Annotated in this window: 17 protein-coding genes; 10 read left to right on the top strand and 7 right to left on the bottom strand. The window is 57.3% G+C overall.

Features of this window, described 5'->3' with window-relative positions; translation table 11 throughout:
• Positions 1–50: 50 nt before the first annotated feature.
• Complete coding sequence (argB, locus tag ACQG1K_RS21885) at positions 51–827, bottom strand: acetylglutamate kinase (protein WP_094948456.1); 777 nt, start codon at positions 825–827, stop codon at positions 51–53.
• Positions 828–833: 6 nt separating this feature from the next.
• On the bottom strand, positions 834–1,838 hold the full coding sequence (argC, locus tag ACQG1K_RS21890; RefSeq protein WP_023298889.1) for an N-acetyl-gamma-glutamyl-phosphate reductase: 1,005 nt from the start codon (positions 1,836–1,838) through the stop codon (positions 834–836).
• Between the two features lie 88 nt (positions 1,839–1,926).
• Here argC and argE point away from each other — a divergent pair, with 88 nt between their 5' ends.
• From argE to gldA, 5 genes are all read left to right on the top strand, one after another.
• Positions 1,927–3,078: an acetylornithine deacetylase gene (gene argE / locus ACQG1K_RS21895; protein WP_015569956.1), complete on the top strand. Its 1,152-nt coding sequence runs from the start codon at positions 1,927–1,929 to the stop codon at positions 3,076–3,078.
• A gap of 306 nt (positions 3,079–3,384) precedes the next feature.
• The gene (gene ppc / locus ACQG1K_RS21900; protein WP_022649787.1) at positions 3,385–6,036 is read left to right on the top strand and encodes a phosphoenolpyruvate carboxylase; all 2,652 of its coding nucleotides are present in this window, start codon (positions 3,385–3,387) and stop codon (positions 6,034–6,036) included.
• Positions 6,037–6,138: 102 nt separating this feature from the next.
• Positions 6,139–6,903 carry a helix-turn-helix transcriptional regulator gene (locus ACQG1K_RS21905; RefSeq protein WP_023298892.1) on the top strand — a complete coding sequence of 255 codons (765 nt, stop codon included), beginning with the start codon at positions 6,139–6,141 and terminating at the stop codon, positions 6,901–6,903.
• 128 nt (positions 6,904–7,031) lie between these two features.
• Positions 7,032–7,694, top strand: a complete 663-nt coding sequence (fsa, locus tag ACQG1K_RS21910; protein ID WP_058646047.1) for a fructose-6-phosphate aldolase — start codon at positions 7,032–7,034, stop codon at positions 7,692–7,694.
• A gap of 12 nt (positions 7,695–7,706) precedes the next feature.
• Positions 7,707–8,810: a bifunctional L-1,2-propanediol dehydrogenase/glycerol dehydrogenase gene (gene gldA, locus ACQG1K_RS21915; RefSeq protein ID WP_155025722.1), complete on the top strand. Its 1,104-nt coding sequence runs from the start codon at positions 7,707–7,709 to the stop codon at positions 8,808–8,810.
• Between the two features lie 91 nt (positions 8,811–8,901).
• Here gldA and katG read toward each other — a convergent pair whose 3' ends face one another.
• The 4 genes from katG to metB all read right to left on the bottom strand — a co-directional run bounded on the left by katG (position 8,902) and on the right by metB (position 15,983).
• The gene (katG, locus tag ACQG1K_RS21920) at positions 8,902–11,082 is read right to left on the bottom strand and encodes a catalase/peroxidase HPI (RefSeq protein WP_023298895.1); all 2,181 of its coding nucleotides are present in this window, start codon (positions 11,080–11,082) and stop codon (positions 8,902–8,904) included.
• A gap of 144 nt (positions 11,083–11,226) precedes the next feature.
• Entirely contained in the window at positions 11,227–12,117 is an 891-nt protein-coding gene (metF, locus tag ACQG1K_RS21925) for a methylenetetrahydrofolate reductase (protein WP_022649792.1), read from the bottom strand.
• A gap of 270 nt (positions 12,118–12,387) precedes the next feature.
• A complete protein-coding gene (locus ACQG1K_RS21930; RefSeq protein WP_023298896.1) occupies positions 12,388–14,820 on the bottom strand; it encodes a bifunctional aspartate kinase/homoserine dehydrogenase II in 2,433 nt (810 codons plus the stop codon).
• Between the two features lie 2 nt (positions 14,821–14,822).
• The gene (metB, locus tag ACQG1K_RS21935; RefSeq protein WP_017383102.1) at positions 14,823–15,983 is read right to left on the bottom strand and encodes a cystathionine gamma-synthase; all 1,161 of its coding nucleotides are present in this window, start codon (positions 15,981–15,983) and stop codon (positions 14,823–14,825) included.
• A gap of 275 nt (positions 15,984–16,258) precedes the next feature.
• Here metB and metJ point away from each other — a divergent pair, with 275 nt between their 5' ends.
• Positions 16,259–16,576, top strand: coding sequence for a met regulon transcriptional regulator MetJ (gene metJ / locus ACQG1K_RS21940; protein WP_006179183.1), 318 nt, complete (start codon positions 16,259–16,261; stop codon positions 16,574–16,576).
• Between the two features lie 48 nt (positions 16,577–16,624).
• Here the strand turns inward: metJ and rpmE are convergent, their stop codons facing one another.
• Entirely contained in the window at positions 16,625–16,837 is a 213-nt protein-coding gene (gene rpmE, locus ACQG1K_RS21945; RefSeq protein ID WP_003862040.1) for a 50S ribosomal protein L31, read from the bottom strand.
• A gap of 200 nt (positions 16,838–17,037) precedes the next feature.
• Here rpmE and priA point away from each other — a divergent pair, with 200 nt between their 5' ends.
• The 4 genes from priA to hslV all read left to right on the top strand — a co-directional run bounded on the left by priA (position 17,038) and on the right by hslV (position 22,064).
• Positions 17,038–19,233: a primosomal protein N' gene (priA, locus tag ACQG1K_RS21950; protein WP_367076156.1), complete on the top strand. Its 2,196-nt coding sequence runs from the start codon at positions 17,038–17,040 to the stop codon at positions 19,231–19,233.
• 119 nt (positions 19,234–19,352) lie between these two features.
• Positions 19,353–20,378: a DNA-binding transcriptional regulator CytR gene (gene cytR, locus ACQG1K_RS21955; protein WP_063853129.1), complete on the top strand. Its 1,026-nt coding sequence runs from the start codon at positions 19,353–19,355 to the stop codon at positions 20,376–20,378.
• Positions 20,379–20,470: 92 nt separating this feature from the next.
• On the top strand, positions 20,471–21,439 hold the full coding sequence (gene ftsN, locus ACQG1K_RS21960) for a cell division protein FtsN (protein ID WP_426720982.1): 969 nt from the start codon (positions 20,471–20,473) through the stop codon (positions 21,437–21,439).
• A 94-nt stretch (positions 21,440–21,533) separates the two neighbouring features.
• Entirely contained in the window at positions 21,534–22,064 is a 531-nt protein-coding gene (gene hslV, locus ACQG1K_RS21965; protein WP_022649795.1) for an ATP-dependent protease subunit HslV, read from the top strand.
• The last annotated feature ends 2 nt before the right edge of the window (positions 22,065–22,066 follow it).

Consider the following 22,066-nt stretch of genomic DNA (forward strand, 5'->3'; position numbering starts at 1 on the left):
TACAAAATTCACGTAGGCCGGATAAGCGAAGCGCCATCCGGCACAGAATCTTAAGCCAGAATACGCGTACCAATCGGCGTACCGTTAAACAGCGCCGGGAGTTGCTCCGCGTGACGCCAGGAGGCGATATCCACCGGACGACCCAGCGTGCGCGCGGCATCCAGCGCCGCGTTCACCTTAACGATCATGCCGTCGGTGATAATGCCCTGATCGATCAGCTGTTCGGCTTTTGCGGCGGTCATTTCCGCAATGCGCTGGCCTTTGCCGTCCAGAATGCCGCTCACGTCGGAGAGCAGGATCAGGTCTGCGCCCAGCGTAGCAGCCAGCGCGGTTGCCGCCTGGTCCGCATTGACGTTCATCAGCTCGCCCTCTTCGGTCACGCCGATTGAGCTCACCACCGGCAGAAAACCACCTTCCAGCAGGGTGTTAATCAGCTTAGGCGAACCTGGCTGCGCCAGTCCAACATGGCCAAGCGCTTCGTCGAGCTGGGTCACTTTCACGCTATCGCCATCGCCCAGACAGAGACCAACGGACGCGATGTGGTGCTTCTTCGCCCACGCCAGCAGCGTTTTGTTCGCCGTCCCCGCCAGCGCACCAGTAATAATGTCAATCTGGTCGGCAGGCGTGACGCGCAGGCCATTTTTCTTAATCACCGGCAGGTTGAGCCCTTTCATCAGCTCGTCCACCACACAGCCGCCGCCGTGGACAATCACCAGCGGACGTTGATGTGATTCACGATAGTTCACCAGCGCGGTAAACAGGCGCTCCAGCGCTTCTTCGCTGTCCAGCAGTACACCACCGAGTTTGATAATTAATGGGTTCATCATCACACCTTAAATAAGAGCCTGCGTTTCAGGGAAGCCGAAACGAATATTTGCACACTGCATTGCCTGTGCGGCAGCGCCTTTGAGTAAGTTATCTTCCGCGGCGACCACAATCAGGTGCTCGCCCTGCACGGCAAAGCCGATGTCGCAGAACGGCAGGCCGACCACGTTTTTTAGCGCTGGTACGCCTTTGTCATACAGACGCACCAGTGGTTTATCCGCATACGCCTGCGTGAAGACTTCGCTCACCTGGTCTTTGGTCACGCCCGGCTTCAGGCGACAGGTAATGGTTTCAAGGATCCCGCGCGGGAAGCTACCGAGGTGCGGGGTGAATATCACCTCCGCGCCCAGATGGGTGGTGATTTCAGGGTGATGACGGTGATTAAACACGCCATACGGCTGAAGGCTCACTTCGCAGAAGCTGTTGGAGATCGCGGCCTTGCGCCCGGCGCCGCTCACGCCGCTGGTGGCGTTGATCACCGGCCACTGGTCAAGATCCAGCAGACCCGCGTCGATCAGTGGCTTAAGGGAGAGCTGCGCCGCCGTCGGGTAACAGCCAGGCACGGCAATCAGATTCGCTTCTTTCAGTTTATCTGCGCTCCACTCCGCCAGGCCGTACACCGCTTTTTCGAGCAGATCCGGGTGCTGATGGGTGAAGCCGTAATATTTTTCGTAGAACGCGCTGTCGTTAACGCGAAACGCGCCGGAGAGATCGAAGACCACGCAACCGGCTGCCAGAAACTGCGGCGCCAGGTCGTGACTGACCTCGTGTGCGGTGGCTAAAAACACCACGTCAACGCCGTCGGTAAACTCGCTGATGTCAGACATGGCCTGCAAAGGCAAATCAACCACGCCCTTAAGTTGTGGATGCAAATCGGAAATTAACTTTCCGGCATCATTGCTTTGCGCTGACACGGTCAAAGCGGTTATGGTCATATGTGGGTGGCGATTCACGTAGCTTACAAGCTCTGCGCCCGCATAACCGCTAGCGCCTACAATCAGCGTATTCAACATCGGGTTCCTTTATGCTCAACGTTAATGTATTTTTATTCACATTTATTGCATGAATATTGATACTATCATGACCTAAGGTGTGTCAACAATGAAAATGAACTTACCGCCATTTATCGAGATTTACCGCGCCCTGATTGCCACACCGTCCATCAGCGCAACGGAAGAAGCGCTGGATCAGAGCAATGAGTCTTTAATCAATCTGCTGGCGGGTTGGTTTAGCGATCTTGGGTTTAACGTTGAGGTTCAGCCCGTCCCCGGAACACGTCACAAATTTAACCTGCTCGCCAGCACCGGACATGGCGCTGGCGGCCTGCTGCTGGCTGGTCACACTGACACCGTGCCGTTTGACGATGGCCGCTGGACCCGCGATCCGTTCACCCTGACAGAGCACGACAACAAGCTCTACGGTCTCGGCACGGCGGACATGAAAGGCTTCTTTGCTTTTATCCTCGACGCGCTGCGTGACGTGGACGTGACAACGCTGAAAAAGCCGCTCTACATTCTGGCGACCGCCGATGAAGAGACCAGCATGGCGGGCGCACGGTATTTCTCTGAAAACACATCGATTCGCCCGGACTGCGCGATCATCGGTGAACCTACCTCTCTGCAACCGATTCGGGCGCACAAAGGCCATATTTCTACCGCAGTGCGCGTGCTGGGCCAGTCTGGTCACTCCAGCGATCCGGCGCGCGGCGTGAACGCCATTGAGCTGATGCATGACGCGATTGGCCGCATCATGACCCTGCGCGACGATCTGAAAGAGCGCTATCACTACGAGGCGTTCACCGTGCCGTATCCGACGCTGAACCTCGGCAGCCTGCACGGCGGTGATGCGTCCAACCGTATCTGCGCCTGCTGCGAACTGCATATGGATATCCGTCCTCTGCCGGGCATGACGCTGAGCGATCTGGATGGCTTACTGAACGAAGCGCTGGCACCGGTCAGCGAGCGCTGGCCGGGACGTCTGACGGTCTCCGAACTGCATCCGCCGATTCCAGGCTACGAATGCCCGCCTGACCACCAGCTGGTTCAGGTGGTGGAAAAACTGCTCGGGGAGAAAACCGACGTGGTGAACTACTGTACCGAAGCGCCGTTTATTCAGACCCTGTGCCCGACGCTGGTTCTGGGCCCTGGCTCCATCAACCAGGCCCACCAGCCGGACGAATATCTCGAAACCCGCTTCATCAAGCCCACCCGCGAACTCATTACCCAGGTTGTGCATCACTTCTGCTGGCATTAAAACGGCCCCTCACCCTGCCCTCTCCCCCAAGGGGAGAGGGTGTTCAAGTTCCCTCTCCCCTTTGGGGAGAGGGTTAGGGTGAGGGGAGTAAATCCCGCGATCTCCGTCACATTCCCATAAGCATCTCTTATCTGACGCAATACGAATTAAATTTCGTAAATTGCCCGCATTTATTCATCTGCTGAACCGTTTTCGCAGCAATTGACGACGGGGGTTTTACGTGGCTTTATAAAGGGAGATGACAAAATAATGTCCAGAAAATTTTCGCCTGGGCATAAACAAAAATGATGGGGTGACTGGGTTTTTATGAACGAACAATATTCCGCGTTGCGTAGTAATGTCAGTATGCTCGGCAAAGTGCTTGGAGATACCATCAAAGATGCGTTGGGGGAGAACATCCTCGACCGTGTTGAAACCATCCGCAAGCTGTCCAAATCTTCCCGCGCCGGTAACGAGGCCAATCGTCAGGAGCTGCTCACCACCTTGCAGAACCTCTCTAATGATGAGCTACTGCCCGTTGCCCGCGCCTTCAGCCAGTTTCTGAACCTGGCAAACACCGCTGAGCAATACCACAGCATTTCGCCAAAAGGCGAAGCGGCCAGCAACCCGGAAGTCATTGCCCGCACCCTTCGTAAACTCAAAGACCAGCCCAACCTCAACGAAGCGACCATCAAAAAAGCGGTGGAATCCCTTTCGCTGGAGCTGGTGCTGACCGCACACCCAACCGAAATCACACGTCGTACGCTGATCCACAAAATGGTGGAAGTGAACAACTGTCTGAAGCAGTTGGATAACAAAGACATTGCCGACTACGAACGTAACCAGCTTATGCGCCGCCTGCGCCAGCTGATTGCTCAGTCCTGGCACACCGATGAAATTCGTAAGCATCGCCCAAGCCCGGTCGACGAAGCAAAATGGGGCTTTGCGGTGGTGGAAAACAGCCTGTGGGAAGGGGTGCCAAACTACCTGCGCGAGCTTAACGAACAGCTGGAAGAAAATCTGGGCTATCGCCTGCCGGTCGACTTTGTGCCGGTTCGCTTCACTTCCTGGATGGGCGGCGACCGCGACGGCAACCCGAACGTGACGGCGGAAATCACCCGTCACGTCCTGTTGTTGAGCCGCTGGAAAGCAACCGACCTGTTCCTGAAAGATATTCAGGTGCTGATCTCCGAGCTGTCGATGGTAGAAGCGACGCCGGAACTGCGCGCGCTGGCCGGTGAAGAAGGTGCCAGTGAGCCGTACCGTTTCCTGATGAAAAAACTGCGCGGTCAGCTGATGGCCACGCAGGCCTGGCTGGAAGCGCGCCTGAAAGGCCAGCGCCTGCCGAAGCCGGAAGGTCTGCTGAGCCAGAACGAACAGCTCTGGGAACCGCTGTACGCCTGTTATAAATCGCTTCAGGCCTGCGGGATGGGCATCATTGCCAATGGCGAACTGCTCGACACTCTGCGCCGCGTGAAGTGTTTCGGCGTGCCGCTGGTGCGTATCGACGTCCGTCAGGAAAGCACCCGTCATACCGAAGCGCTGGGCGAGCTGACCCGTTATCTCGGCATTGGCGACTATGAAAGCTGGTCCGAAGCCGACAAACAGGCGTTCCTGATCCGCGAGCTGAACTCCAAGCGCCCGCTGCTGCCGCGCAATTGGGAGCCAAGCAATGACACCCGCGAAGTGCTCAACACCTGTAAAGCGATCGTGGATGCGCCGAAAGGATCGGTGGCCGCCTATGTGATCTCCATGGCGAAGACCCCGTCCGACGTGCTGGGCGTTCACCTTCTGCTGAAAGAAGCGGGCATCGACTACGCTCTGCCGGTAGCACCGCTGTTTGAGACTCTCGACGACCTGAACAACGCCAACGACGTGATGACCCAGTTGCTGAACATCGACTGGTATCGCGGCTTTATTCAGGGCAAGCAGATGGTGATGATTGGCTATTCCGACTCCGCGAAAGATGCGGGCGTGATGGCAGCCTCCTGGGCGCAGTATCAGGCGCAGGATGCGCTAATTAAAACCTGCGAAAAAGCCGGTATTGAACTGACCCTGTTCCACGGACGCGGCGGTTCAATTGGTCGTGGCGGTGCGCCTGCACACGCGGCGCTGCTCTCCCAACCACCAGGAAGCCTGAAAGGCGGACTGCGCGTGACCGAGCAGGGCGAGATGATCCGCTTCAAGTACGGCCTGCCGGAAGTGACCATCAGCAGCCTGTCGCTCTATACCAGTGCGATCCTGGAAGCCAACCTGCTGCCGCCGCCGGAGCCAAAAGAATCCTGGTGCCGGATTATGGACGAGCTGTCTGACATCTCCTGCGATCTGTATCGCGGCTACGTGCGTGAAAACAAAGACTTTGTGCCTTACTTCCGCTCAGCCACGCCTGAGCAGGAGCTGGGTAAACTGCCGCTCGGCTCGCGCCCGGCCAAGCGTCGTCCTACTGGCGGCGTTGAATCCCTGCGCGCCATTCCGTGGATCTTTGCCTGGACGCAAAACCGTCTGATGCTGCCAGCCTGGCTGGGTGCCGGTGCGGCGCTGCAAAAAGTGGTGGAAGACGGTAAGCAGAGCGAACTGGAAACCATGTGCCGCGACTGGCCATTCTTCTCTACCCGTCTGGGCATGCTGGAGATGGTCTTCTCGAAAGCCGACCTGTGGCTGGCGGAATACTACGATCAGCGTCTGGTGAAACCCGAGCTGTGGGCGCTGGGTAAAGAGCTACGCGAGCTGCTGGAAGGCGACATCAAAGTGGTGCTGGATATCGCTAACGACTCCCACCTGATGGAAGACCTGCCGTGGATCGCCGAGTCTATCCAACTGCGTAACATCTACACCGACCCGCTGAACGTTTTACAGGCTGAACTGCTGCACCGTTCGCGTCTGGCGGAAGAGGAAGGTAAAGAGCCGGATCCGCGCGTTGAACAGGCGCTGATGGTGACGATTGCGGGCGTTGCGGCGGGGATGCGTAACACCGGTTGATCGGTTTTGCCGGGTGGCGCTTACGCTTACCCGGCCTACAATAGGCTTTTCGTAGGCCCGGCAAGCGCCAGCGTCGCCGGGCAATACCCTGGTATCCACACCATGCACCACGATATCCCCCACATCCTGAATGACCTGATCAACGGCACCTTGCCGCTGCGTCAGGTGCATTTCCCCCCTTCGGCTAAACCGCTCCCCCGAACGTCACCTTGCCTCGTGCTTAGCTTTGATACGGCCTGCGAAGCGTTATTTTTTTCATCCGGTAATATTCCGCTTCAACCCGCCTTTTCGCTCAACATCAGCTTCGGCAAGCAACAACTGACTCTTCAGCTCGAGCGCGACAACACGCTTTTGCAACAGCAACAGGTTGCCAGACGCGGGCCGCGAGTGGGCGCATTCCTTTTGCAGACGCTCGCTGAATTGCAAATGCAGCCAGACGATCGGGAAACGGCCAGACTGGTGGTATTAAGTTTGCTCAGCCACTGTCGCGATCTGCTGGGCAGCGATATCCATACCGCCAGCCGCAGCCGTGCATTATTTGAAGCGATTCGTCACTACATCGAAGAACATCACGCCTCTGCACTGACCCGTGAATCGGTGGCGCAGGCGTTTTATATTTCACCGAACTACCTTTCTCATCTTTTTCAAAAAACAGGCAGCGTGGGGTTCAACGAATATCTTACGCAAACACGCCTCGAGCACGCGCGTCAGCTTCTTAAAGGCTACGAGTTTAAAATCAAAGATATCGCTGCAAGCTGCGGATTTACGGACAGTAACTACTTTTGCCGTCTCTTTCGCAAGCACACTGAACGTTCCCCTTCCGAATATCGACGCCAGTATCACAGCCAGCTGATCGCCAAAAAGTAGCATTGTGATCGCTCTCTCACTTCGCCAGGGACATTACATTTATCCAGTATTTGGCAAAATTGACCTGTATTCGCCGCGACTGGGTGCGCCGTATCCTTTATTCAACCTTTCTGACTTAAGGAAAAATAATGGAACTGTACCTGGATACCGCCAACGTGGCAGAAGTTGAACGCCTGGCGCGCATTTTTCCCATTGCGGGCGTGACCACCAACCCAAGCATCGTAGCCGCCAGCGGCGAATCTGTCTGGGAGGTGTTGCCGCGCCTGCAGCATGCTATCGGCCCGGAGGGCAGGCTGTTTGCCCAAACCATGAGCCGCGACGCCGAAGGAATGGTGGCGGAAGCAAAACGGCTGAACAATGCCCTGCCGGACATCGTGGTAAAAATTCCCGTCACTGCACAGGGGCTCATCGCGATTAAAGCGCTGAAGAAAGAGGGAATTACCACGCTGGGAACCGCCGTTTACAGCGCCGCTCAGGGGTTACTGGCCGCGCTGGCAGGAGCGAAATATGTCGCACCGTATGTAAACCGCGTCGATGCGCAGGGCGGTGACGGCATTCGCACGGTACAGGAACTGCAATCCCTGCTGGAACAGCATGCGCCAGAGAGCATGGTGCTGGCTGCCAGCTTTAAAACGCCGCGCCAGGCGCTGGATTGCCTGTTGGCAGGATGTGAGGCAATTACGCTTCCCTTAGACGTAGCGCAACAAATGCTCGGCACGCCAGCGGTAGAGTCAGCCATAGAGAAGTTCGAGCAGGACTGGAAAAACGCGTTTGGTAACCTCAACCTCTAAGGGAGATATGTTATGGACCGTATCATTCAATCGCCGGGGAAGTACATCCAGGGCGCTGATGTTCTCACTCGTCTCGGCGACTACCTGAAGCCGCTGGCGGCTCGCTGGCTGGTGGTAGGCGATAAATTTGTGCTGGGTTTTGCCGAAGAAACCCTGCGTCAGAGTTTTAAAAAAGCCGGACTCCATGCCGAAATTGCACCGTTTGGCGGCGAATGTACGCAAAATGAAATCGATCGCCTGAAAAAACTGGCCGACAGTACCGACTGCCTGGCGGTGCTGGGTATCGGGGGCGGAAAAACGCTGGATACCGCCAAAGCGCTGGCGCACTTTATGGACGTGCCGGTGGCTATTGCCCCGACCATTGCCTCCACCGATGCGCCGTGCAGTGCCCTTTCCGTGATTTATACCGACAGCGGCGAGTTCGATCGCTACCTGATGCTGCCGCACAACCCGAACATGGTGATTGTCGATACCAGGGTGGTGGCGGGCGCACCTGCGCGCCTGCTGGCCGCCGGGATTGGCGATGCCCTGGCAACCTGGTTTGAAGCGCGCGCCTGTTCGCGTAGCGGCGCCACGACCATGGCGGGTGGCAAGTGCACGCAGGCAGCGTTAGCGCTGGCTGAGCTGTGCTACAACACGCTGGTTGAAGAGGGCGAGAAAGCGATGCTGGCGGCGGAACAACACGTGGTGACGCCTGCTCTGGAACGCATTATTGAAGCCAACACCTATCTGAGCGGCGTGGGCTTTGAAAGTGGCGGGCTGGCGGCGGCACACGCCATTCACAATGGCATGACGGCGGTGCCGGATGCGCACCATTTCTACCACGGTGAAAAAGTGGCATTTGGTACGCTGACGCAACTGGTACTGGAGAACGCGCCGGTAGAAGAAATCGAAACCGTTGCGGGGCTGTGCCATAGCGTCGGGCTGCCAATTACGCTGGCGCAGCTGAATATCAAAGAGGATATTCCGGCTAAAATGCGGCTGATCGCGGAGGCGTCCTGTGCCGAAGGGGAAACCATTCACAACATGCCTGGCGGCGTAACGCCGGATCAGGTCTATGCGGCGCTGCTGGTGGCGGACCAGTATGGACAGCGATTCTTGCAGGAGTGGGAGTAATAGAAAAGCCGGGTGGCGCTGCGCTTACCCGGCCTACATGGCACTTTAATTTGTAGGCCGGGTAAGGCGTAGCCGCCACCCGGCACAAGGGTTACTTCACGTCAAACCGATCCAAATCCATCACTCGCGCCCATGCGGCAACGAAGTCGCGGACGAACTTCTCTTGTGCATCGCTGCTGGCGTAAACTTCGGCCAGCGCGCGGAGGACAGCGTTGGAACCAAAGACCAGATCGGCGCGGGTGGCGGTATATTTCACTTCCCCGCTGGCGCGATCGCTACCGGCAAACAGCTCGTTTGAGTCGTCGGTCGCTTTCCACTGGGTGTTCATATCCAGCAGATTGACGAAGAAGTCGTTGCTCAGCACGCCCTCGCGGTTAGTAAACACGCCATTCTTGCTGCCATCGAAGTTTGCACCCAGTACGCGCAAACCGCCGATCAACACCGTCAGTTCCGGCGCGGTCAGGGTCAACTGCTGGGCTTTGTCGATCAGCAGCGACTCCGTGGTGGACACATCCACCTGCGCGCGATAGTTACGGAAACCGTCGGCAATCGGTTCGAGCAGGTTAAACATCTCGATATCCGTCTGATCCTGACGCGCATCCACACGACCTGGAGTGAACGGTACGTTGACGTAAACGCCTGCCGCTTTCGCCGCCTGCTCAACGCCCACGACACCCGCCAGCACAATGATATCGGCCAGTGAAGCTTTGTTGGTGGTGCGCTGGATCGCTTCCAGAGCCGGTAATGCCCGCACCGCCGCGGCGTTAACGTCCCAGTCGCGCTGAGGTGCCAGCGCCAGACGCGCGCCGTTAGCGCCGCCACGCTTGTCGCCGCCGCGGAAGGTCGATGCCGACGCCCAGGCCACGGAAACCAGCTCGCTCACGGAGAGACCCGAGGCCGCGATTTCCGCTTTCAGGCTTTCAATATCTTCCTGCGTCGGATGGAACACCGGCTGAGGCAGCGGATCCTGCCAAATCAGATCTTCTTTCGGTACTTCCGGGCCGATGTACCGCGCTTTTGGCCCCATATCGCGGTGGGTCAGCTTGAACCACGCGCGCGCAAAGGCTTCGTTGAAGGCCTGCGGATCGTTCAGGAAACGACGGGAAATTTTCTCGAATTCCGGATCAAAACGCAGCGTCAGGTCGGTGACCAGCATGGTTGGCTTGCGTTTTTTCGACGGGTCGAACGGGTCAGGCATAATTTCCGGCGCATCCACGGCTTCAAACTGAATTGCGCCCGCCGGGCTACGCGTCTGCACCCATTCGTATTTGAACAGGTTCTCGAAGAAATAGTTGCTCCACTGGGTTGGGGTTTGAGACCAGATAACTTCCAGCCCGGAGGTGATGGCGTCAGCGCCAATACCGGTGCCGTGCGTGCTGGCCCAGCCCAGGCCCTGCGCTTCAATAGGCGACGCTTCAGGGTCAGTGCCCACGTGCGTGGCTTCGCCTGCACCGTGCGTTTTACCGAGCGTATGGCCGCCTGCAATAAGCGCAACGGTCTCTTCGTCATTCATGCCCATGTTGCCAAAGGTAGCGCGGATCGCCGCCGCCGCAGACAGCGGTTCACCACTGGCGTTTGGCCCTTCCGGGTTAACGTAAATCAGGCCCATTTCTGTGGCGGCCAGCGGGCGCTTCGCCAGCGCTTCCGGGTCACGGTGAGTCAGCCAGGCTTTTTCATCGCCCCAGTTCACGTCCAGATCCGGTTCCCAGACGTCTTCACGCCCGGCACCGAAACCAAAGGTGCGGAAGCCGGAGTTCTCCAGCGCCACGTTACCCGCGAGGATAAACAGGTCGGCCCAGGAGATTTTTTGTCCGTATTTTTGCTTAATTGGCCACAGCAGACGGCGAGCCTTATCCAGGCTGACGTTGTCAGGCCAGGAGTTCAGCGGCGCAAAACGCTGCTGACCGCGACCGGCACCGCCGCGACCATCAACGGAGCGATAGGTACCCGCACCGTGCCAGGCCATACGGATAAACAGGCCCGCATAGCTGCCCCAGTCGGCAGGCCACCACGGTTGTGAGTCGGTTAACAGTGCTTTGAGATCGCCCTTAAGGGCGGAATAGTCGAGCTTACTGAATTCTTTGCGGTAGTCGAAGTCTTCACCCAGAGGGTTTGAACGGCTGGAGTGTTGATTAAGTAAATCGATGCGGAGTTGTTTAGGCCACCACTCTTTGCTGCCGGTACCTGCACCCGCGCTGTGATCGACGCCGCCCTGGTGGAACGGACATTTGCCGGCGGATGCCGCGTTATTGGTCTCGTCTGACATGCTCATCGCTATGCTCCCTTTACAGTGTTACCGTTACGATATACACCACTAGCGATAAGAGATAGTTGAATTAATCCACAGATTCGATAGCTAATACCTTTTAACTTTCTGTTCGAGTAAAAAACCCTCACTTTATGAGGGTTTTTTACTTTATAACGCCGGGCGGACACCCAGCGTATGGCAAATGGCGTAACTCATCTCCGCGCGGTTAAGCGTATAGAAGTGGAAATCCTTCACCCCTTCACGGCTTAAAATCTTCACCATATCCATCGCGATATTGGCCCCCACCAGCTTGCGTGTTTCCGGGTCATCGTCCAAACCTTCGTACATTTTGGACATCCACAGCGGAATGCGCACGTTGGTCATATCCGCGAATTTCTTCGCCTGTTTGAAGTTCGAGACCGGCAGAATGCCAGGGATGATTTCGACATCAATACCCGCCGAGACGCAGCGGTCGCGAAAGCGTAAATAGCTTTCCACATCAAAGAAGAACTGAGTAATGGCGCGATTGGCACCTGCGTCCACCTTACGCTTCAGGTTAAGCAGATCCGCCTGGGCGCTTTTCGCTTCCGGGTGAACTTCCGGGTAAGCGGCAACGGAAATATCAAAGTCAGCAACGTCTTTCAGCAGGGCAACCAGATCGGTGGCGTACATGTCCGGCTTACCGCTCCCCGGCGGCAGGTCGCCGCGCAGGGCAACGATATGACGAATGCCGTTGTTCCAGTAGTCCTGAGCAATCGCGCGCAGTTCATCAGGAGTGGCGTCGATACAGGTGAGGTGCGGTGCCGCTTCCAGACCGGTTCGGTCTTTAATGCCCTTAATGATGCTGTGCGTGCGGTCACGCTCACCGGAGTTGGCGCCGTAGGTTACGGAGACGAACTTCGGCTTCAGGCTGCTCAGGCGATCGATAGAGCTCCACAGGGTTTGCTCCATTTCACTGGTGCGCGGCGGGAAAAATTCAAAAGAGACGTTAATCTGGCCGTTTACTTCGGCCAGGCTCTGATTCAGGGCTTCCCGCTGGTTGGCGTGAAAAAAGCTCATACCTTACCTCTATCTTTCGCGTGTCATTGTTTGTTGTGTTGTGAACTTCTATACGTTTAGACGTCCAGATGTAAAAATGACGGAAAAGCGGGATGACGTCAACAGAAATAATCAACATTAACGGTGAGGTTTGTTCAGGGAAGATGAAGGGCGTTCATGATGGGGGTGAGAAGGCCCCTCACCCCCAGCCCTCTCCCCAAAGGGGCGAGGGGGGAAAGACCGCACCGAGCAGTCCCCTCTCCCCTAAGGGGAGAGGGTTAGGGTGAGGGGTTACAGTAGCTTAGCCAGGCGATTAATGTCGGACTGAATGGCTCCGGCGGTCACATCGCGCCCCGCACCCGGGCCACGGATCACCAGCGGGTTATCGCGGTACCAGCGGCTTTCGATGGCGAAGACGTTATCGCACGGCAGCAGCGCCGCCAGCGGATGTTCAGGACGTACCGCCTCCACGCCCACGCGCGCTTTACCGTTCGCCTCGAAGCGCGCCACGTAACGCAGCACCAGGCCCATCTCGTTTGCCGCTTCCAGACGTTGCACCATCTGCTCGTTCAGCTCGTCGCCGTTCTCAAAGAAGTGATCGACAGATCCTTCCTCGCAGCCCGCAGGCACCAGAGACTCAACGCGAACCTGACCCGGCTCAATGTCGTAGCCCGCTTCACGCGCCAGGATCACCAGCTTGCGCATCACGTCTTTACCGGCAAGGTCAACGCGCGGATCCGGCTCGGTTAAGCCCTGCTGCCACGCCTGATCCACCAGGTCGGTGAACGGCACGGTACCGTCAAATTGCAGGAACAGCCAGGAGAGCGTGCCGGAGAAGATCCCGCTCAGCGCCAGAATGCTGTCGCCGCTATCAATCAGATCGCGCACGGTATGGTTAACCGGCAGACCTGCGCCAACGGTGGCGTTATACAGCCAGTGACGACCCGTTTTTTCGAACGCGTCGTGGATCTGGCGATATTTATCAGTGCTGCTCGCGCCTGCCAGCTTGTTGGCGCTGATGACGTGGAACCCGTGGCTGGCAAAATCCAGATACTGATCGGCCAGTTGCTCGCTGGCGGTAACGTCCAGCACCACCAGATCGTCGTACGGGTGCGCGCGCATCCACAGGAACAGCGACTCTTCGTCCTGCTCAACCGCTTCATCGTTAAAGAAGGCCAGCGCCCGACTGGCGTCCAGCCCTTCGTAGTTCAACAGGCTGCGGCGGCTGTCCACCACGCCTGCCAGAATAAACTCAAATCCGGTACGCGCCGAAAGCGTCACCTGCTCGCGGGCGAACAACTCAAGCCAGCGGGAACCGATGTTCCCTTTCCCGAACAGTACCAGGCCGATGCGTTTTTCCGCGCGGAACAGGGAGGTGTGCAGGCCCTGAATCAGGCTTTCGGTTGGCCCCTTGCGCAGAACGGCAACCAGGCTGATGCCCTCTTCCGACTGCCAGGTGAACTCCACCGGCTGCCCTTTCAGCTGCTGCCAGAAGCGGTGGCAGTGCAGCGGGTTACGGGTGACGCCCGCGCCCACCATTGCCACCAGCGCCAGTCCCTGACGCAGGCGAAGCTCGCCCGGCAGTCCCGCTTCATCCAGAATCTTCAGGGCGCTGTCCACCACTTCAGCGGTATAGCAGAACTGCAACAGCTGGCGATCGTTATGCACGCCAACGGCCAGCGGACGCACCTGGGCACGTTTCAGGATGGTGTCGATATCTTTGTGCGCCAGTTTGAAATCCTGGCCCGCAGGCACCTGGAACTCAATCAGGCAGATGTCATCGTGGCTGGTGACAATGCGCGCGCCCGTACCGGATGCCAGCACGCGCTCGATGCGAGTGGAACCCTGATCCGGCGTGTAGCTACAGCGTAGTTGCAGGTCGATGTCGCTGCCGGAAACCGGCTGTAGCGTGCGCGCGTGCAGCACTGGTGCCGCCAGACGCGCCAGCTCGCTCGCTTCGTCGAGACGCAGCAGCGGCAGCAGGCAGGCATCTTTTACTTTGCGCGGGTCCGCGCTGTAGACACCGGCCACGTCGCTCCAGATGGTGACGCGGGACACGCCCGCCAGGGCGCCAATCTGCGTTGCCGAGTAGTCAGAGCCGTTACGGCCCAGCAGTACGGTTTCACCTGCGTTGCTGCGACTGATAAAGCCGGTCACCACAATACGTTTACCCGGATGTTGCACCAGCAGCTGTTGCAGCAGCGGGTAGGACAACCCTTCGTCCACCTGCGGCTGTGCGGCGCGTTCGGCACGCAGGAAATCACGCGCGTCGAGCCAGGCGGCTTCCACGCCAAGATGTTGCAGCACGGCGGCCATCAGGCGTGCAGACCACACTTCACCATGGCCAACCACTTCCGCATACACCGCATCGGTAATGCCGCTGTCCAGCAGAGCTGCCAGACGCTCAAGGTCGTGAGTAAAGGCGCTTATCAGTCCGTCCGCCACGTCTGCAGGCAGCAAACCGGCAATCAGTTCACTCTGGTAACGACGTAAGGACTGTTGCACCTGATGCGCAGAGAGGCGATCGGTCTGGCTCAGTTTCAGCCAGCTAATCAGCTGGTTGGTGGTGCTGCCCGCCGCAGAGACAACCATCATGTCCCCCGGCTGTGAATACTCGGTCATGATCCCTGCGACACGCAGATAACATTTCACATCAGCAAGACTACTACCACCAAACTTGTGCAGCTGACGACCCTTCGCCCCTGCCTGCGCTATCACACTCATGATTACCCCTTGGCTGCGACCCGGAAGCCATTTTCCAGATCGGCAATTAAATCTTCAGAATCTTCAATACCGGTCGAGATACGCAGCAGCGTCTCGGAAATCCCGGCGGCGGCACGTGCTTCGGGTGCCATACCTGCGTGCGTCATGGTTGCGGCGTGGGAGATCAAGCTTTCTACTCCCCCTAAGGATTCCGCCAGCGTAAACAATGACAACCCGCTCAGGAAGCGACGCAGCGTTTGCTCGTCACCGTCCAGTTCAAAACTTAACATCGCGCCAAATCCTTTCTGTTGGCGCGCGGCAATCTCGTGCCCCTGGTTTTCCGGCAGCGACGGGTGATAAAGCTTCTTCACCAGCGGCTGGGTTTTCAGGAAATCCACGATCGCCTGGGCATTACGCTGCGCGACGTCCATACGCGGTGACAGCGTGCGGATGCCGCGCAGCAGCAAATAGCTGTCGAACGCGCCCGCGGTGACGCCAATGTTATTGGCCCACCATGCCAGTTCAGTGACAACATCAGGATCTTTGGCAATCACCACACCCGCTACCACGTCAGAATGGCCGTTCAGATATTTCGTGCATGAATGCAACACCAGATCGGCACCCAGTGCCAGTGGGTTCTGAAGGGCCGGACTGAGGAACGTATTATCCACTACACTTATCGCTCCCGCATCCCTTGCGAGCTGACAAATTTTCGCAATATCGACTACGCGCAACAATGGATTGCTTGGACTTTCCACCAGAACCAGCTTCGGCTGTTCGGCTAACGCCTGTTTCAGCGCCTGTTCGTCGTTTTGATCGACAAACAACACGCGGTAGCAGCCACGTTTCGCCAGGCTATCAAACAGACGATAGCTGCCGCCGTAGCAGTCGTGCGGCGCCACCAGCAGATCGCCAGGTTTCAGGAACACCGTGGTTACCAGGTGAATGGCAGACATGCCGGTATTGGTTAATACCGCCCCTGCGCCGCCTTCCAGTTCCGCCAGCGCGCGCTGGGTAACGTCACGCGTAGGATTGCCGCGACGCGAGTAGTCATGCGCGCGAGGTTCATTAAATCCGGTGAAATTATAGGTGCTGGAGAGATGAATTGGCGGGACAACGCAGCCGTACTGCTCGTCATCATTCAATCCGCTACGCACTGCGATGGTGGCCTGTTTACGCGTCATGGTGAGGCTTCCTGGCGAATGAGGTGAAAAGTCAGGCACCAGAGTAAACATTGAAAGTATGGACGTCAATACATCTGGACATCTAAACTTCTTTGCGTATAGATTGAGCAATGCGCAAATAGCCGTTAAAATTATATGCTTTAGGACACGCTACAGCGGCAATATCCGTGCCTCGGTATCGTCTCTACGGTAAACTACGCAAGATTACGGTTCAAAACTGATGGTTACCGGTTTTGCACCTTTAGATTAATGACTGAGAGGATTAAAGGTATCTCATGGCTGAATGGAGCGGCGAATATATCAGCCCATACGCTGAGCACGGTAAGAAGAGTGAGCAAGTCAAGAAAATCACGGTGTCCATTCCTCTGAAGGTGTTGAAGATCCTCACCGATGAACGTACGCGTCGTCAGGTGAACAACCTGCGTCACGCCACTAACAGCGAACTGCTGTGCGAAGCGTTCCTGCATGCGTTTACCGGCCAACCGTTGCCGAACGATGACGATCTGCGCAAAGAGCGCAGTGACGAAATTCCAGAAGAGGCGAAGGTGATCATGCGTGAACTGGGTATCGACCCGGATACGTGGGAATACTGATAAGCGGATACAAAAAAGGCACCTTGCGGTGCCTTTTTTTCGGGAAACTTATTTAGCGCCCGGGATGCTGAAACGCTTGTTGAAGCGGTCAACACGGCCACCGGTTGCAACATCACGCTGCTTACCAGTGTAGAACGGGTGGCATTTGCCGCACACGTCCAGGTTCAGATCGTGACCCACGGTAGAGCGGATCTGGATAGAGTTACCGCAAGAGCAGTTTGCAGTAATCATTTCGTATTTCGGGTGAATATCTTTTTTCATGGGAGAACCTCAGTTAAGGCCGCGTCGCTCTTCCAGCCCTAACGCCAGACACCACGCGATGTTGAATGTAAGTTCTTTGGCGTAAAGTACACCAAAGGCGGCGAATCATACAGAATTTAACCAACGTATGCAAACTGATCCGCACGCCGCTTTCACTAATGTGTATACTAACGCGCCACTTTTCAAGTCAGGAAGATTCGATGCCCGTCGCTCACGTTGCCCTGCCCGTTCCGCTTCCCCGCACCTTTGACTACCTGCTGCCCGACAGCATGAGCGCCAAAGCGGGCTGTCGCGTGACCGTGCCGTTCGGTAAACAGCAGCGCGTGGGGATCGTCGTCTCCGTCAGCGATAAAAGCGAGCTGCCGCTTACCGAGCTGAAATCGATCGTTGAAGGGCTGGATGATGAACCTGTTTACTCTCAAAGCACCTGGCGACTGCTGTTGTGGGCGGCAGATTATTATCACCATCCTATTGGCGACGTATTGTTCCACGCCCTGCCGATTATGCTGCGTCAGGGTAAGCGCGCCAGCCATGCGCCAATGTGGTACTGGTTTGCCACCGAGCAGGGTCAGGCGGTCGACATTAACAGCCTGAAGCGCTCGCAAAAACAACAGCAGGCATTGGCCGCGCTACGCCAGGGGAAAATCTGGCGCCATCAGGTCGACGAGCTCGAGGTGAGCGAAACCGCGTTGCAGGCATTAAGGAAGAAAGGGCTGAGCGAGCTGGCCAGCGAAGCACCTGCCCTTCACGACTGGCGCGACGGCTTTTCCGTCTCGGGCGATCGCCTGCGTCTGAATACCGAGCAGGCCACCGCCGTGGGCGCGATTCACAGCGCCGCCGATCGTTTCTCCGCCTGGCTGCTGGCGGGCGTCACCGGCTCCGGTAAAACCGAAGTGTATCTGAGCGTACTGGAAAATGTGCTCGCGCAGGGCAAACAGGCGCTGGTAATGGTGCCGGAAATCGGCCTGACGCCGCAAACCATCGCCCGTTTCCGTGAACGCTTTAATGCGCCCGTTGAGGTTCTGCACTCCGGCCTGAACGACAGCGAGCGCCTCAGCGCCTGGCTGAAAGCGAAAAACGGCGAAGCGGCGATTGTGATTGGCACCCGTTCCTCACTCTTTACGCCGTTTAAAAATCTCGGCGTTATCGTGATCGATGAAGAGCATGACAGCTCCTATAAACAGCAGGAAGGCTGGCGCTATCACGCCCGCGACTTAGCCGTGTACCGCGCCCACAGCGAGCAAATCCCCATTATTCTGGGGTCCGCCACCCCCGCGCTTGAAACGCTGCACAACGTTCGCCAGCGTAAATACCACATGCTGCGCCTGACGCGCCGCGCGGGAAATGCCCGTCCGGCCATTCAGCATGTGCTGGATCTGAAAGGCCAGCAGGTGCAGGCCGGGTTAGCGCCTGCGCTGATTAACCGCATGCGCCAACATTTGCAGGCGGGCAACCAGGTGATCCTGTTCCTGAACCGCCGCGGCTTCGCGCCTGCGTTGCTGTGCCACGACTGCGGCTGGATTGCCGAGTGCCCGCGCTGCGATCACTACTACACCTTCCACCAGGCTCAGCGCCATTTACGCTGCCACCACTGCGACAGCCAGCGTCCGGTACCCCGTCAGTGCCCGTCCTGCGGCTCAACGCACATCGTGCCGGTGGGTCTGGGGACGGAGCAGCTCGAACAGGCGCTGGCGCCGTTCTTCCCTGATGTGCCCATTTCGCGTATCGACAGGGACACCACCAGCCGCAAAGGGGCACTGGAGCAGCAGCTGGCGGAAGTGCATCGCGGCGGCGCGCGCATACTGATTGGCACTCAAATGCTGGCGAAAGGGCATCACTTCCCGGACGTGACGCTGGTCGCCCTGCTGGACGTCGACGGCGCGCTGTTCTCCGCGGATTTTCGCTCCGCCGAGCGTTTCGCACAGCTTTATACCCAGGTTGCTGGTCGCGCCGGTCGAGCGGGTAAGCAGGGCGAAGTAGTGCTGCAAACGCACCATCCTGAGCACCCGCTGCTGCAAACGCTGCTGCACAAAGGCTATGACGCCTTCGCGGACCAGGCGCTGGCCGAACGTCAGACGATGCAGCTTCCTCCGTGGACCAGCCACGTCATCATCCGTGCGGAAGATCATAACAACCAGCAGGCGCCGCTATTCCTGCAACAGCTGAGAAATCTCCTGCAGGCCAGCCCACTGGTGGATAATCAGCTGTGGATTTTAGGCCCGGTACCCGCGCTCGCCCCGAAACGCGGCGGCCGTTTCCGCTGGCAACTCTTACTTCAGCACCCTTCGCGTATCCGTTTACAGCAGATCGTCAGCGGCACGCTGGCGCTGATTAATACCCTGCCGGAAGCGCGAAAAGTGAAGTGGGTTCTGGACGTCGATCCGATTGAAGGCTGAAGACGGATCGAAAAATTTAATGCGCCTCACACTTTTTATGAAAATTCTGTAACCGATTCCATTAACTATCTGTAAAAATGGTGCGGTCCGCAGTTCGGTGTTCAGGCGAGGAGAAGACGTTGAAGTCCAGGAAAGAGGTTGCCTCGGCGACCATGAAAGACGTTGCCGAGAAAGCACAAGTCTCAACAGCAACCGTGTCCCGCGCATTGATGAACCCTGACAAAGTCTCCCAGGCGACCCGAAACCGGGTTGAAAAGGCGGCGCTTGAGGTCGGTTATTTCCCGCAAGCCATGGGGCGCAACGTTAAACGCAACGAATCCCGCACCATCCTGGTGATCGTGCCGGACATCTGCGATCCCTTCTTCAGCGAAATCATCCGCGGCATTGAGGTCACGGCCGCCGCCCAGGGCTATCTGGTGCTGATTGGTGATTGTGCCCACCAGAACCAGCAGGAAAAAACGTTCATCGACCTGATCATCACCAAGCAGATTGATGGCATGCTGCTGCTTGGCTCACGCCTGCCGTTTGATGCCAGCATTGAAGAACAGCGCAATTTACCGCCAATGGTCATGGCGAACGAATTCGCGCCGGAGCTGGAGCTGCCGACCGTTCATATCGATAACCTCACCGCCGCGTTCAACGCCGTGAACTATCTTCAGGAGCTGGGGCATAAGCGTATCGGTTGTATTGCCGGACCAGAAGAGATGCCGCTGTGTCATTACCGGTTGCAGGGCTACGTTCAGGCGCTTCGCCGTACCGGGGCTATTGTCGATCCGCACTACATTGCGCGCGGTGATTTCACCTTTGAAGCGGGCGGGCAGGCGCTGGAAAAATTGCTTGCCTTGCCAGAACCGCCTACCGCGGTCTTCTGCCACAGCGACGTGATGGCGCTGGGGGCGTTATCCTACGCCAAACGTCACGGCCTGCGCGTGCCAAAGGACCTGTCGATAATCGGTTTTGATAATATTTCGCTTTCGGAGTTTTGCGATCCGCCGCTTTCGACTGTTTCGCAGCCGCGGTATGACATTGGCCGGGAAGCGATGCTGCTTTTGCTGGATCAGCTGCACGGTCAAACAGTTAGCAGTGGGTCACGACTACTGGATTGTGAGCTGATTGTGCGCGGCTCTACCCAGGCATTAACTTAAAGTAAATACCTTTCGACACCCTTATCTGGTCAAAGCCCCGTCGCTTAAGTAACATGGCGGGCTGACGAACGAATAAATACAGCGAAACGATAGTGGCACAACGAGATTATGTACGTCGCGGCCAGCAGGCACCTTCGCGACGCAAAAAGAGTAGTTCAAAAAGCAAGCAACGTAGCCTGTCTGCTGTCTCCCCAGCCATGGTCGCCATTGCTGCGGCTGTGCTGGTGGCCTTTATTGGCGGCCTCTACTTCATTACGCATCATAAAAAAGAAGAGTCTGAAGCCCTTCAGGGTAACAAGGTCGTCGGCAACGGCCTTCCTCCGAAGCCTGAAGAGCGCTGGCGCTACATTAAAGAGCTGGAAAGCCGCCAGCCTGGCGTACGTGCGCCTACCGAGCCTTCTGCCGGGGGTGAAGTGAAGAATGCCGATCAGCTGACGGACGAACAGCGCCAGTTGCTCGCTCAGATGCAGGCGGACATGCGCCAGCAGCCTACGCAGTTGAACGAAGTACCGTGGAACGAACAAACCCCGGCGCAGCGTCAGCAAACGTTGCAGCGCCAGCGTCAGGCACAGCAGCAAACGCAACAGCAGCAGTGGACGCAGACGCAGCCGGTACAACAGCCGCGTACACAACCGCAGCAGCAGACGCGTACCGTACAAACGCAGCCTGTTCAGCAGCAGCCGAAAGCCCAGCCGCAGAAGCAAACAGCACAGCCGTATCAGGATCTGTTGCAGACGCCTGCACATACCACTGCGCAACAGCCAAAAACGCAGCAGGCTGCGCCGGTCACTAAAGAGACCGAGGCACCAAAGCAGACGGCTGAGAAAAAAGATGAACGCCGCTGGATGGTTCAGTGCGGTTCGTTTAAAGGCGCTGAGCAGGCAGAAACGGTGCGTGCTCAGCTGGCATTTGAAGGATTTGACTCACGCATTACCACCAATAACGGCTGGAATCGCGTGGTGATTGGACCGGTCAAAGGCAAAGAAAACGCAGACGGCACCATTTCCCGTTTGAAAGTGGCGGGCCACACAAACTGCATTCGACTCGCCTCCGGGGGTTGAAACCCCCAAAATCTCCCCCATCTATCATTTAATTCAGCCCTGAGCACAGGCTCAGGGCTTCTGTTTCCCGAATCTGTAACCAGGGGGTCTGCTCGTGACAACAATAGTAAGTGTACGCCGTAACGGCCAGGTGGTAATTGCCGGTGATGGCCAGGCCACGCTGGGTAATACCGTCATGAAAGGCAACGTGAAGAAAGTACGTCGTCTTTATAACGACAAAGTGATCGCCGGTTTCGCAGGCGGCACGGCTGATGCCTTCACGCTGTTTGAACTGTTTGAACGCAAACTGGAAATGCATCAGGGTCATCTGGTGAAAGCCGCCGTTGAGCTGGCAAAAGACTGGCGTACCGACCGCATGCTGCGCAAGCTCGAAGCACTGCTGGCCGTGGCTGACGAAAACGCCTCGCTGATCATCACCGGTAACGGCGACGTGGTTCAGCCTGAAAACGACCTGATTGCCATCGGCTCTGGCGGCCCGTACGCCCAGGCCGCAGCCCGTGCGCTGTTGGAAAATACCGACATGAACGCGCGCGATATCGCGGTGAAAGCGTTGGATATTGCAGGTGATATCTGCATCTATACCAACCACAATCACACCATCGAAGAATTGACCTCCAAAGCGTAAGG

Source organism: Enterobacter cloacae complex sp. 402C9 (assembly GCF_050030745.1).
GTDB lineage: Bacteria > Pseudomonadota > Gammaproteobacteria > Enterobacterales > Enterobacteriaceae > Enterobacter > Enterobacter intestinihominis.